Origin of the sequence: Alcaligenes sp. MMA (assembly GCF_020907215.1) — a bacterium.
GTDB lineage: Bacteria > Pseudomonadota > Gammaproteobacteria > Burkholderiales > Burkholderiaceae_B > Alcaligenes > Alcaligenes aquatilis.
On sequence record NZ_JAJJPP010000004.1, the window covers coordinates 67,738 to 80,918 of the forward strand.

General features: G+C 56.6%; 14 protein-coding genes. 3 read left to right on the forward strand and 11 right to left on the reverse strand.

Going from position 1 to position 13,181, the window contains the following annotated elements:
* Together LNA76_RS16520 and LNA76_RS16525 are read left to right on the forward strand one after the other, a co-directional pair.
* On the forward strand, window positions 1-1,161 hold the full coding sequence (locus tag LNA76_RS16520) for a thiolase family protein (protein WP_230019482.1): 1,161 nt from the start codon (window positions 1-3) through the stop codon (window positions 1,159-1,161).
* Window positions 1,162-1,274: 113 nt separating this feature from the next.
* Window positions 1,275-1,463 carry a hypothetical protein gene (locus LNA76_RS16525; RefSeq protein WP_094195288.1) on the forward strand — a complete coding sequence of 63 codons (189 nt, stop codon included), beginning with the start codon at window positions 1,275-1,277 and terminating at the stop codon, window positions 1,461-1,463.
* Window positions 1,464-2,640: 1,177 nt separating this feature from the next.
* On the opposite strand, the gene LNA76_RS16530 is transcribed toward LNA76_RS16525, so the two are convergent.
* From LNA76_RS16530 to dctP, 3 genes are all read right to left on the reverse strand, one after another.
* Complete coding sequence (locus tag LNA76_RS16530; RefSeq protein WP_230019483.1) at window positions 2,641-3,951, reverse strand: TRAP transporter large permease; 1,311 nt, start codon at window positions 3,949-3,951, stop codon at window positions 2,641-2,643.
* Window positions 3,952-3,965: 14 nt separating this feature from the next.
* Entirely contained in the window at window positions 3,966-4,490 is a 525-nt protein-coding gene (locus LNA76_RS16535) for a TRAP transporter small permease (RefSeq protein WP_094195286.1), read from the reverse strand.
* Window positions 4,491-4,620: 130 nt separating this feature from the next.
* On the reverse strand, window positions 4,621-5,595 hold the full coding sequence (gene dctP / locus LNA76_RS16540) for a TRAP transporter substrate-binding protein DctP (protein WP_094195285.1): 975 nt from the start codon (window positions 5,593-5,595) through the stop codon (window positions 4,621-4,623).
* A gap of 205 nt (window positions 5,596-5,800) precedes the next feature.
* Between dctP and LNA76_RS16545 the strand changes: the two genes are divergently transcribed.
* Entirely contained in the window at window positions 5,801-6,481 is a 681-nt protein-coding gene (locus tag LNA76_RS16545; RefSeq protein WP_094195284.1) for an HAD family hydrolase, read from the forward strand.
* 196 nt (window positions 6,482-6,677) lie between these two features.
* Here LNA76_RS16545 and LNA76_RS16550 read toward each other — a convergent pair whose 3' ends face one another.
* The 8 genes from LNA76_RS16550 to LNA76_RS16585 form a co-directional block, all read right to left on the reverse strand.
* Entirely contained in the window at window positions 6,678-7,019 is a 342-nt protein-coding gene (locus LNA76_RS16550) for a hypothetical protein (RefSeq protein ID WP_094195283.1), read from the reverse strand.
* A gap of 4 nt (window positions 7,020-7,023) precedes the next feature.
* Window positions 7,024-7,659, reverse strand: coding sequence for an ABC-type transport auxiliary lipoprotein family protein (locus LNA76_RS16555; RefSeq protein WP_094195282.1), 636 nt, complete (start codon window positions 7,657-7,659; stop codon window positions 7,024-7,026).
* Complete coding sequence (locus LNA76_RS16560) at window positions 7,656-8,573, reverse strand: MlaD family protein (RefSeq protein WP_125277874.1); 918 nt, start codon at window positions 8,571-8,573, stop codon at window positions 7,656-7,658. Before LNA76_RS16560 ends, LNA76_RS16555 begins: the two co-directional genes overlap by 4 nt.
* Entirely contained in the window at window positions 8,573-9,370 is a 798-nt protein-coding gene (locus LNA76_RS16565) for an ABC transporter ATP-binding protein (protein WP_094195280.1), read from the reverse strand. Before LNA76_RS16565 ends, LNA76_RS16560 begins: the two co-directional genes overlap by 1 nt.
* Entirely contained in the window at window positions 9,364-10,500 is a 1,137-nt protein-coding gene (locus LNA76_RS16570; protein ID WP_094195279.1) for an ABC transporter permease, read from the reverse strand. Before LNA76_RS16570 ends, LNA76_RS16565 begins: the two co-directional genes overlap by 7 nt.
* A gap of 64 nt (window positions 10,501-10,564) precedes the next feature.
* Window positions 10,565-11,389, reverse strand: coding sequence for a peptidylglycine monooxygenase (locus tag LNA76_RS16575; RefSeq protein WP_230019484.1), 825 nt, complete (start codon window positions 11,387-11,389; stop codon window positions 10,565-10,567).
* Between the two features lie 12 nt (window positions 11,390-11,401).
* A complete protein-coding gene (locus LNA76_RS16580) occupies window positions 11,402-12,697 on the reverse strand; it encodes a TRAP transporter large permease (protein WP_230019485.1) in 1,296 nt (431 codons plus the stop codon).
* Window positions 12,690-13,181 carry a TRAP transporter small permease gene (locus LNA76_RS16585; RefSeq protein WP_094195276.1) on the reverse strand — a complete coding sequence of 164 codons (492 nt, stop codon included), beginning with the start codon at window positions 13,179-13,181 and terminating at the stop codon, window positions 12,690-12,692. Before LNA76_RS16585 ends, LNA76_RS16580 begins: the two co-directional genes overlap by 8 nt.

Consider the following 13,181-nt stretch of genomic DNA (forward strand, 5'->3'; position numbering starts at 1 on the left):
ATGACGCCTAGTTTTAATCTGGAGACGGTGCGCCTGCTGGGCGCGACCGAGGTCACCTATACCCGGCGTGGTCAGCTTGGCACCTCCGAGCTGCTGGCCCAGGCTTTCAAGCAGTCTCTTGCCACCGCAGGTTTGAAGGCCAGCGATATTGATGGTCTGGGAGTAGCCTCATTCACCCACGCCCCGGATCGGGCTATTGATCTGGCCTGGAAGCTGGGTTTGACGGTGGGCTGGATAATGGATGACAGCAATGGCGGGGCCAGCGGGCTGAATATTTTGCAGCACGCGATTCGCGCGGTTCAGGCAGGGGATGCCCGCTGTATTGCGATTGTGGCCGGCGATCATTTTCAGGCCAAGGACTTCCAGCAACTGGTCGAGAACTATAACCAGACAACTTACGATCATTTACGGCCGTTGGGCGCAGGCAGTCCGAATCATCGCTTTGCCATGCTAACCGCCAATCAAATGCGCAAGCTGGGTTTGGAACGGGCGGATTATGCCGCCTTGGTGATGCGCCAGCGCTTGTGGGCCAGCATGAATCCTGCTGCGGTGTATCGCAGCCCCATGAGTCTGGATGAATACTTGAATGCGCCTCAAGTGGCCGATCCTTTGACGCGGCTCGATTGTGTGCCGGTGGTAGATGGGGCCAATGCCTTGATTGTGATGCGCGCGGATCATCCGGCGACGCACAATCAGCCAGCAATTACGGTGAAAGCGTTACGCAGTGCTCACAATATTGATGATCAGCAGGGCGATGGTTTGAGCACGGGTTTGGCGACTTTCGCTCCGGTTTTATGGGCGGAATCGGGATTGAGTCCGGCGCAGATGGATGTCGTCAGTATTTATGACGATTACCCGGTCATGGTCCTAGCGCAGTTGCAGGATTTGGGGTTTTTTCAGGCGGATGACGCAAAGCAGTTTATTCACGAGTCGATTGCAACGGGGCGTCTGCCTTTGAATACGTCTGGCGGGCAGTTGTCGGCCGGGCAGGCCGGGGCGGCATGCAGCTTGCATGGTTTGGTGGAGGTAATGCGTCAGTTAAGCGCTCAGGCTGGGGAGCGTCAGGTGGCGCAGGCCCGTTATGGTTTGGTCACGGGCTACGGCATGGTGGAGTATCGCTATGGCATGTGTTCGACAGTTCTTGTTTTGGAGGCCTTGTGATGGGTCCTTCTGTGTTTCGTTGTGTGCAGTGTGATCATCGGGTATTCCCAGAGCGGTTCTTGTGTCCGACGTGTCATGGGGATGAGTTTGAGGCTGAGGAGTGCTCGTCTGGGATGGTGACGGAACTGACGCGTAGTGCCTCCTCTGGTGAAGGGGCTGAGAGGTATATGCTGGCAACGGTTGCCAGCGATGCGGGGCCAATGTTGATTGCTCGTGTGCTGGATGAAACCATGCAGCGGGGAGATAAGGTCGCTTTGGTTTTGCGGGATGGCGGGATTTATGCTGAGCCTGGGCGCAAATAAAAGTCTTTTTTCTTGCGAGTTTGGTTTTTAATGCTTGGCTAGCTGGGAATTAGGCTTTTGCACTCTGCTTTTGCGCACAAAAATGATGGCTCAGAACTCAGGGTCAACAACTGACCGGCAATCATAGGCCCGAACACAAAATTTCCGACACTCTCGTCCAAAGGTCAGGATCATCAACTGCCCGGAGATAAAGAGGGTGACTATAAAACGCTGATCGAGGGGCGGTGCCGGTGTCGGGGCTGGCAACTTGCCGGCGCTGCGCGCCGATGCCCTGGTCAGATAATCGCTACGGGCGCACCTTGAACTCGTCCGGTGATTGGTCCGCCGGACCAATCACAAGCGCCGGACTCGAACAGCAAGGTGCTTGCATCCCTACGCAATGATCTGCCTGCGGCAAGTCACCTGATCCGCCCCCACACCGGCACCGCCCCTCGATCAGCTCACAGCATCTTTTATCGGGCGATCGTTAATTGGGTTTTCCAGGGTCACAGTTTGCGTCTCGAACGAGATATTTGCTATCCAGCACTGGCGGTCTAACTGACTTTTTTGAAAAATCAGGATGACAACTCTCGGCGATCTTATGCGTCTGCCTTGTTCAACTGGGTCGTACGACAAGCGGGTTCAAAACGGGCGTACGGCTTGCCTTGGCTCTCAACACTATCTTGGTTTAGCACGGCCCAAACCCATGAAGCCAGCCCACGCACCCCCCAAAAGTCTGCAAGAAACTGAAAGGCGGCTTGGCAATGAAATAAGGCTCCCACATCAACCGCTTTTAAGCAGGCAGAGATACGGCCAGAACGGATCTATGCTATCGCGCACAAAAAAACCCTCGCCGCGCCTTTGGCTTGCTGCCCCCCGAGGGGGGGCTTTTTGTCTTGGGGCGGCCCGGCGACAAAACAAGCCCCCTCGCCGCGCCTTTGGCTTGCTGCCCCCCCAAGGGGGTGCTTTCTGTCTTGGGGCGGCCCGGCGACAAAACAAGCCCCCTCGCCGCGCCTTTGGCTTGCTGCCCCCCAAGGGGGTGCTTTTTGTCTTGGGGCGGCCCGGCGACAAAAAAACCTGAGTTCGGCGTTTGCCGAACTCAGGTTTTTCGTTTTTTCCCGGAAAGCCTGTTCGAGACTCCGGTTTTCTGTGTGGGACAACATCGCTGTTGCCCCTCTTTTCAGCGGACTGTTCGGTCTTAGCCGATCAGGCCTGGCAGACCCACGGCAATCCAGGGGACAAACAGGACCAGGGCCAGGATGCCGATTTCTATGACCAGGAAGGGCACGGCGGCACTGTAGATCTGAGGCAAACGGATGGATGGAGGGGCCACGCTTTGCATCACTATCAGCAACAGGCCAAAGGGTGGCGTCAGCAAGCCGATTTCCAGTGCGATCAAAATCATCACGCCCAGCCAGACGGTATCCACGCCAGCAGCCAGAGCCAGAGGCATGAAAAACGGCAAGGCAATCATCATCATGGAGATTTGATCCAACACCATGCCCATGACTATCAGCACCAGCAACATGCACACCACCAGCACGAAGGGCGACAGGTTGTAGTCTTTGATCATGCCCAAAAAGCCTGCGCTGGCTCCAGAGAAGCTGAGCAATTGAGCAAACGTGGTTGATGCAGCCAGAATGAACAGAATCACAACCGAGACTTTGGCGGTTTCGATCAGGCTTTTCCACAGGGCTTTCAGGGTCAGAGCGCGGTAGGCAATGGTTGCCAGCACCGAGGCCACGACACCAATCGCAGCCGACTCGGTGGGCGATGCCCAACCGACCAGCATCGAGCCGACGACCGCAACAAAAATACCCAACAATGGCAAGACGTTAAACACAAAGGGCTTCCACAAGACCCAACCTTTCAGGCGAATGGCCGGATCTTCGTCGCTCATGGGGGCATCCTGTGGGCGCAGGCGGCTACGTACCACGACGTAGGCCAGGAAGCCGGCTGCCATCAAGATGCCCGGCAAGATACCGCCGATCAACAGTCGTTCGATGGAGATACCAGCCAGACTCCCCAGCATGACGGCCAGAGCCGAAGGAGGGATCAGCATGGCAATACCACCTACCGCCATGATGGGGCCCATGGCCATGGTGGGGTGATAACCGCGACGCAGCATTTCTGGCAGCATCACGCCGCCCATCATGGCCGTGTTGGCAATGGACGAGCCCGACAACGTCGCAAAGGTTGTCCCCCCCAGGATACTGACGATAGACAGTTTGCCCGGCACGCGCGAGATCATGCGCTCGATGGAGTCAATGGCCTTGAAGGCCAGCCCGGTGTGAAACAACACCTCGCCCATCAAGACGAATAAAGGAATGGGGGTTAAGGAAAAGCTGCCAATGGAGGCGGTGGTGTTGCGCGCCCATTGTGCCAAACCTGCCGCTTCACCCAGAAACAGCCAAGCCCCCAACAGGTTGACGGACAGAAAGGCAAAAACGACGGGTGTGCCGATCGCCATCAAGACAAAGAGCGATCCTAGCAACAGGATCAATGCCATGTGCCATTCCATGTTCAGGCTCCTTGCTCAACGGGACGGGAAATCAGGCGGCGCAGAAACTCCAGCGCCAACATGGATGCACCAAACAACAAAGGCAGATTCAGCCACCATTCTGGAAAGACCAGGGCTTTAAAGACCAGGGCCCCTTGCTCGTACGAGTCCAGGGCAACGACCGCGCATTGCCAGGCCAAAATGCCACAGACGGTCAGCCCCAACAGGTTAGAGAGCAGGTCCAGGCCACGCTGCATGGGCAGGGGCAAGTTGTTAAACAGCACATCGATACGAATATGGCCGCCCAGGTACAGCACCCACGGTGCTGCCACGAAGGTGGCAATGATCAACATGTATTCGGTTATTTCCACGCTGGTGGACAGCGCGTCGTAGCCCAGGTTGCGCAGCACCACATCCGCGCACACCAGCAGGCTCATCAGCCCAAAGGTCAGGGCCGCGACGGCGCCACAAGTATTCATTAACAGGGCGTACGGACGCCCCCAGGTCGGGTTGGAAGGCAAGCCTTCCGAGGCAGTGGCAGCAGACATCGCGTCTTCTCCGCAGATCAAGGTCACTGAAAGGGCGGACATCTAGCCACCCATATGGCACCATCAAAAAGTGGACACTGTCCCCAAGGGCACAATGTCCACTCTCAAACTAAATCATCAATAAACTGGCTTAAGGCTGATAGCCACCAAACAATTCACGCAATTGCGCCGCATATTTGGGACTGGATTTGTCGATACCGGCCCAGCCTGCTTCGTAGGCTTTGGTGCGCAAGGCACGAGCGGCCTCAGGTTCCAGTACCAGCGCTTGCACACCGGCTTGTTCGGTCGCCGCTTTTTCTTCGATTGCCATCTGGTGTTCAGTCACGTTCTGCGACTCCATCCACTCGATCTGCTTGCGCATGAAGGCTTTCTGGTCTTCGTCCAGTTTTTCCCAGCTCTTTTGGTTCATGAAAAAACCCACTTCCACGTTGTAGAAGCCTGGCTCTACACGGTATTTGGTCTTTTCATGCCAGCCCATTTCCATCACGCCCACAGAAGGCCAGCCATAGCCGTCCACGACACCACGCTCCAGCGCGGTGTAGACCTCGCCCGGTGGAATCTGCAGCGGGGTTGCGCCAATTTCGCGAAAGAAGGACAGGTACACCGGCACACCGCGCAGCTTGAAGCCCGACAGGTCAGCCGAGGTCACGGGCTTGTTGGTGTAGATGTGGTATTGCAAACCGTCCGTCGTACGAGCCAGCCAAGTGATGTTGGCTTTCTCGCGGTGAATCTTGTCCATCAGCTCGTAGCCGCCGTTCTGGCGCAGCTCGCTCATGGGTTTTTCTGTCAGCGTCAAGGCCAGTGCCTCTGGCACCAGATTGGCATGAAAGACGGCGGTGGTATTGGCGAAATCAATCACGCCAGAACGCAGCGCATTGCCGACCTCGAAAGGCGGAATGGCCTCTGGGCCGCCAATGACATTGATCTGCACCAACCCCTTGCCTTCTGCGTTGACCTTGTCAACGAACTGCTTGAAGCGCTTGGTAAAGAAGGTGTCCATCGTAAAGACAGATACCGCTTTCAGCGTAACTTCCGCTGCCTGAGCGCCAGCCATTCCCAATGCCAGCAAGGCTGCTGCCACTACTCGAGTTGTTTTATGCACCATGACGGAAGTTCCGCAGAAATGTGTGTAATGAAATTTTAGTTTAGATATAAATATATCAATAATCAATTATTTATGAGTCGGGGTTTTCACTAAGCCCCCTAAGGGCTTCATAGGGTGCGCCCCCTCATTGCACCTCAATCCTGTGGGTGGGCAGCCTGCGGTATCATCACAAACTTGACGTTTTATTGCTTAATAGGGATGACTCATGACATTTTCCGCTGTGCTGTTTGATTGTGACGGTGTGCTGGTGGACAGCGAACCCATCACGGTTCGCGTGCTGCGGGACATGCTGCAAGAAGAAGGCTGGGTCATGACCTACGAGCAATGCTATGACTGGTTCATTGGCAAAGCGCTGCCCGACGAACTACCCACCGTGCGCAAGATGACCGGTAAAGATCTGGATATGGAATGGGTAATGGCCTTTCGCATGCGCCGCAACCATGCACTGAGCAATGAAGTCATGGCCATTCCCGGTATTCAGGACACGCTGGACGCGATCTTGCGCGACAAGCCCGGCATGATTGCCTGTGCGTCCGGCGCCGACCGCGGCAAGCTGGCACTGCAACTGGGCCAGACTGGCCTGCTGGATTACTTTGGCACCCATATCTATAGCGGTGCAGAGACGCCCCGCAACAAACCCTACCCGGATGTCTATCTGGCCGCCGCGCATGGCTTGGGTGTCGACCCCAAGGAATGTCTGGTTGTGGAAGACAGCGTCACGGGCGCAACGGCTGGCTTGGCTGCCGGGGCCACCGTCTTGGGCTATTGCCCGGTCCCCGACAAGCAAGAGGACTTGCGCCGTCTTGGTGTGCGTGACACCTTCCGCCGCATGGATGAATTACCCACGTTGATCGCCAAGCTGGAGCAGGAACGCGTACAAGGCTGATTCATAGCCAGACAATAGAAAAGGCGCTGTGTTTTGAGCAGTTTCTTCAAAAGAGGGAGATCCAACCTTTTGGAACTGCTCAAAACACAGCGCCTTATTTGCCGCCAGACCGCCTTAAGACTCGGTGCTGCCAATAAAAAGCCCCCTCGGACGGCAGCAAACCGAAAGGCGTAGTATGGGGCCTTTTTTCTGTTGCTTAGTCTTCCAGATGGAAGGTGTGCAAAATTCTATGCAGCACGGGCGCAATAATCAGCCCGAACGCTGCGGCCAACACCAGGCTGACATACGCCCCATATATGGCAAAAAACACTTTGCCAGCCCATGTTTCAGGCAAGGCCATCGGCCCCAACCCACCGACCATCATGGCCGCATTCAAGGCCGCATCGTGCCAATGTACGTTCTCTTCAAACCACATATGGCCCAATGCCCCCAGCATCAGGGAAAAGACCACAAACACGATGCCGATCGAGGCATGCGCCAACAGGCGCTTGGCAAACTGCCAACGCGAAATCAAGGGCTGATCACGTGACTCGTACATGTCATTAAAGCGTATTGGCCTGAACAGTTAAAGAAGCTAACCATTGGCTAACTTGCAAGGACAAGGCATCGGTAGCCTGCCCAAATGCTTCAACCACCTGTGGCACGGCCGTGCCGTCAACTTCTTGTTGAGCGACAAAGCGGCGGGTCTGAATCAACTGGCCCGAGCGCTGATCACGCACTAAAGCATCAAACTGAATCCGTACCCGTGGAACGCCCTGGATATACTCCACCTGAAAGGCGCCCAGCGTCCCGCCAAGCTCCACATCAGCAATGACGGATTCGCTATCCAGCACCACCGCCCGGAATTGAGCCGCATCACGTAAACCATCGGCCAGACGGTTACGCAACAGGGCGGGTGCATCGTCACCCCAACGTACGCCTTTATACGCGCTGAGCTCATTACCTTGAGGCAGCACCGTGATGCGCGAACTGGCCAGCAGGCGCTCGGCGTGAGGCCGGTTCACCTGAATGATTAAACTTCTATGCGAAGCAGGTGCGGACTGCGCCTTCAAGGCCGTTGCCGGAAGCTGATAATACGTCAGGGACTCCGCCTGAGGCAGAACAGAACAAGCGGCAGACAGGGCAGCCAGACCCACTAGCGACACCTGTAAAAAACGACGCACAACAGTGGGCATCATGGTGTGAACTCCTGTAATTTGTCGCGACCCAAAAGATAGCCGGCCGGATTATCTTCCAGACGGGAGGTGACGGCGCGGAAACCGGCCAGCACCTGACGCAATTCTCGCAATGCCGGTTCGATCTCGGTCAAACCCTGAGCGCCCCGGCCAATAGCTGCCGAATTCTGCTCCAGCAGCGTGTTCAAGCTTTGCGTGGCACGGCTGAAATCTTCCATGGATTTCTGGATGGCATTCATGGCCTGCGTACCCTGACGGTCTACCAGACCTTGTGTAGAAGACAGCAAGGTGGTGGCTTGCTGGCTGGCCTGGGACAGCTCCTTCACCAAGGCTGGCACGCCTTCGCTGGCGGTCGAGAGCTGGCCCATCAAGACTTCCAGTTTTTGCAGACTGGCCGACAGGGATTGGGAGTTCTCGGACGACAGGAACGTATTGGCGTTATCGAGCAACTTGGAAATTTGCGTCATCAGCTCCTCGCCACCTGCCATCAATTGGGCCAGCGGAGACGGCGAGGCCACAATCATGGGCAGGCCATCGTCGGGCGCTTCCAGCAAGGGGCTGTTCGGTGTGCCGCCGCTAAGCTCGATCACGGACTGGCCGGTGATACCAGCCAGTGCCAGGCGAGCTTGCGTGTCTTCATGAATCGGGATGGAAGCCTGAATCGCCACTTGCGCTCGCACACGCTGCAAGTCATTCGGGTCCAGGCGCAGCAAGCGCACTTCACCGACACGCAAGCCGTTGTATTGCACGGCGCTGCCACGAGACAGACCACGCACACCTTCCAGAAAGACAATATCGTAATCGCGGGTCTCGGCATCTTGCCCCGACTTGGCCAGCCAAAGCGAGAACAGGACAGCGGCCGCCGCCACTACCAAGGTAAAGACCCCGATCAATACATGATGGGCACGCGGTTCCATTAATTATGCTCCTGACGACGGTTTTGGGCCTGTTGGGCGGCCCGTCCCCGTGGACCGTGGAAGTACTCCCGGATCCAGTCGTTATCAACTTGCTCTACGCGGGCCAGTGTGTCGTTGACCAGCACGCGCTTTTGCGCCAGCACGGCCACCCGATCACAAATGGTGTAGAGCGTATCCAGATCGTGTGTCACCAAAAACACGGTCAATCCCAGCGCATCGCGCAAGGTCAAAATAAGCTGGTCAAAATCCCCCGCACCCACCGGGTCCAGCCCGGCAGTGGGTTCATCCAGAAACAGAATTTCCGGATCCAGCGCCAGCGCACGTGCCAGGGCAGCACGCTTGATCATGCCACCGGACAATTCTGCTGGGTATTTGGTAGCCGCATTGGCCGGTAAACCTGCCAAGGCCATTTTCATGGCGGCAATATGTTCAGCGGCAGCGCGAGACAGGCCAATATGCTCGATCAGAGGCATGGCAATGTTCTCCACCACCGTCAGCGAGGAGAACAACGCGCCTTGCTGGAACAGCACGCCCAAACGGCGCTCCAGCCGCGAACGATCCTCGGGCGACAGGGTGCCGATTTCCTGATCAAAAATGCGTACCGTGCCGCCGGTGGGTGGGCGCAGTCCCAGAATGGAGCGCAGCAGCACGGATTTGCCTGTGCCGGAACCACCCACCACACCCACAATCTCGCCGGGATACACATCCATATCCAGATGCTCATGCACGACATGATCGCCAAAGCGATTGTCCAGATCACGTACTTGAATAATGGGACGAGCGGCTGCCTCTACCATCCCATCTCCATGAAGAACAACGCGGCCAGCGCATCAATCAAGATCACGATGAAGATGGACTGCACCACGGCTGAAGTCGTGTGCTCCCCCACGGACTGGGCGCTGCCGGTCACTTTAAAGCCTTCCTGGCAACCGATCACGGCAATCAAAAAGGCAAAAATCGGAGCCTTGGCCATGCCCAGCACAAAGTGCCGCAAATCAATATCCTGATTGAAGATATTGATGAACATGGTGGGCGAGATATCCAGAATCAGGGCGCAGACCAAGCCGCCGCCGAAGATCCCGGCCACCATGCCCACAAAGGTCAAGATAGGCATAGCCAATAGCATGGCCAATACGCGCGGAATGACCAGAATCAGCATGGGATTCAAGCCCTGAGCGCGTAAAGCATCAATTTCTTCGTTCGCTTTCATGGAGCCGATCTGCGCGGTAAAGGCACTGGCGGTGCGGCCTGCCATCAAGATGGCCGTCAACAGCACCGCAAACTCACGCAAAAAGGAAAAACCAACCAGATTTACGGTGTAAATGGTGGCGCCAAAATCCGCCAGCACCGTCGCTCCCAGAAATGCGATCACCGCCCCCACCAGGAACGTCAGCAAGGCCACAATAGGTACGGCGTTAAAGGCGGTCTCTTCCAACTGCGCCACAATCGAGGTGACGCGCCACTGGCTGGGCCGCAGCATATTCAGGATCAGCGTTTCCAGCGTCAGGCCAATAAAACCCAAAAGCTCACGCATATTGCGCGTGATGTGGATCATGGACAGGCCCACGCGCTCGAGCAGATCCGTCATCCCCCAACGCGCCGCAGCCACGTGCTCCTCATCCATGCGGCTCATTGCCTTGGCAACGGTTTGCAATAATTGATGGCGCTCTTTGGACAAGCCTTGAGCACTGTCCAAGGCCGTTTGCACACGCTCGGCACCCAGCCATTCGCACAGGACTTGAGCACCTGTTGTGTCCAGGGACTTCAATTGGCTGAAATCCAAAGACCAACGGCCCTGCTTGTCACTTATCGAGCGCAAACTACTTTGCAGCGCTTCATAGTGACGCAAGGACCAATCGCCTAGCAATTGCAGCTGACCAGGGGAGTCTGTACGAACATACAGAGGCACGGACGTATTCATGCGCATAGTCTAATGGATTTGCTCTGACAGCTTCCATAGCGCCGACTACTTTTTCATGCTTTGTGGACAATTAAGCGGGCTGTAAGCAAGTCAAACAATCCGGCAACATTTCCGCTATATAAATACGCCCGTCCAAGCCGACGGACAGCCCGTGTCCGTAGACACCTTGCACCCGGCAACGTCCTACTAATGTGCCCGAATCCGGGTCGAACAAAGACAAGCTGGCCGTTTGATCGCTAACCAACACCGAACCGTCAGTTTGCACAGCCACCGCCATGGGTTTGTGCAGGGGGCGCAATTCACCCAGATAACGGCCTTGGACATCCAGATGCTGGACACGGTTGTTTTCGCGGTCGGCTACCCAGATCGAACCATCAGCAGCACACGCGAGCATATGAGGCGTGCTGAACTGCAAAGGGCCTGGGCCAGGCGCCCCCAACGCAGCCAGCCATTGGCGCTGCGGATCAAAGCGATGCACCACGGTATTGCCGTAGCCATCACTTACCCACAAGCCGCCATCACCACATTCAACGGCGTGCGTGGGATGGTTGAACGGCTCTTGCCAACAGGGCTGTCCAGGCGTGCCCAAACGCCATTGCTCATGGCCTTGGGGGCCCAAAGCCAGGACCTGATGTCCATCCAGATCCGTCACCAGTACCCCGCCTTGCGGACGGGCACTGATATGGTGCGGGCACAGCATGTCCTCCAAAGACCAGCGCGCTGACACCTGACCATCCGGTGCCAGTACCAAGACACAGGCCGGACGACGCAGCAAGGCAGCGATACGCCCGTCTGTCAGCACCGCCACACTGGTGATGCCGCTGATATCAGCCTGAGTCCAGGCGCGCTCTACTTTGTAGCGTTGCGAACCCAAGATCACATAAGCAAGTGCCATCTTCCGCCTCCCTTACATGGCGTTAGGCAAGACCAGGACAATTTGCGGGAATATCGTCACCAGGACGGTCGCCAGAACCAGCAGCAGAAAAAACGGGAGCGCCATGCGTACCAGCTCGAACAGATTGCGCCCGGTAATGCTCTGGATCACAAACAAGTTAAAACCAATAGGCGGGGTAATCTGGGCCATTTCCACGGTCAGGATCAGATAAACACCGAACCAGATGGGATCAATACCGGCGGCAATCACCGCAGGCAGCAAGACCGAAGTGGTCAGCACCACAATGGAAATACCATCCAGAAAGGCGCCCAAAATCACAAAGAACACCGTCAATACAGCAATCAGGGCGTATTGGTTCAGGCCCAAAGAGCCAATCCAGGCCGCCAGATTTGCAGGCAGGCCAGTAAAGCTCATGGCACTGGTCAAATAAGCGGCGCCGATCAGAATGAAGGAAATCATGCACGAGGTGCGCGCCGCACCCAGCAAACTGGCGGTAAAGGTATTCCAGCTCAGGGAACGACCAAAAGCGGCAATCACCAAAGAACCAATGACACCCAGCACAGCCGCTTCAGTCGCCGTGGCAATGCCCCCGTAAATCGACCCGATCACCGCAATGATCAGCAAAACGACCGGCAACAGCAAGCGCAAGCGTCGTACCTTCTCCCTCAGGCTTAGTTGCTCGGTTGCCGAGGGCACACGATCCGGATGGCGGATAGACCAAAAAGCGATGTAGGCCGAAAACAGACACATCAGCAAAAGGCCTGGCAGCACACCCGCCACAAACAGTCGAATGATGGAAACTTGTGCGGCCACCGCATACACAATCATCACAATGGAAGGCGGAATCAGCAGGCCCAAGGTCCCGGCACCGGCCAGCGAACCGATACTGATCCTGTCGTCGTAGCCACGCGCCTTCAGTTCAGGCAAGGAAATACGGCCTATCGTGGCCGCCGTAGCCGCCGACGAACCGCTGACCGCCGCAAAAATACCGCAACCCAAGGTGTTGACGTGTAACAGACGGCCCGGCAAACGCTGTACCCACGGCCCCAGTCCACTGAACATGTCTTCGGCCAGGCGGGTGCGATACAGAATCTCCCCCATCCAGATAAACAGGGGCAAGGCCGTCAAGGCCCAACTGGCCGAGGAGTCCCACGCCTTGGTCGCGAAAATAATGCCTGCAGGCGCATCGGCATACAGAAAAATAGACAAGATACCGCAAGCGATCAGAACCAGCGCCACCCACACGCCACTGGCCAGCAAGGCAAGCAGAACAACAAACAGCACAATTGCCTGAGATAAATCAGCCATGCTCAGTCGCCTCCAATTCTTGACCTTGAACCACGCGCAGCAAGCGCCGCAACAACATCAAGGTCAGCAAGCCCAGACCAATGGGCATCCCCAATTGGGGAATCCACAGCGGCACTGCCACCATGCCTTGCGCCACTTCCTTGTAGATAAAGGACTCATAGACAAAGTGGGCCGTCTCCCAGGTACACCAGGCAGCCAGCACAAGCCCGATCAGCGTTGCCACTAGTTCATAAGGGCGTCGCAAACGCTCCGGGATCACCTGCAGCAACAAGGACACCCGGATATGGTCGCCATGCAACATGGCGTAGGGCAGCGCCAGAAAAATCGACGCTGCCATAAACCAGCCAGCAAAATCATCCGACGCGGGGATTTGCGTAGAGAACAGGCGCGCCACGATCTGCGCCGTCACCACCACCCCGATCAAACATAGAAAGAGTGCGGCCAGTGCGCCGCATACTCTGGCCATACGCTCGAGCACAATCAT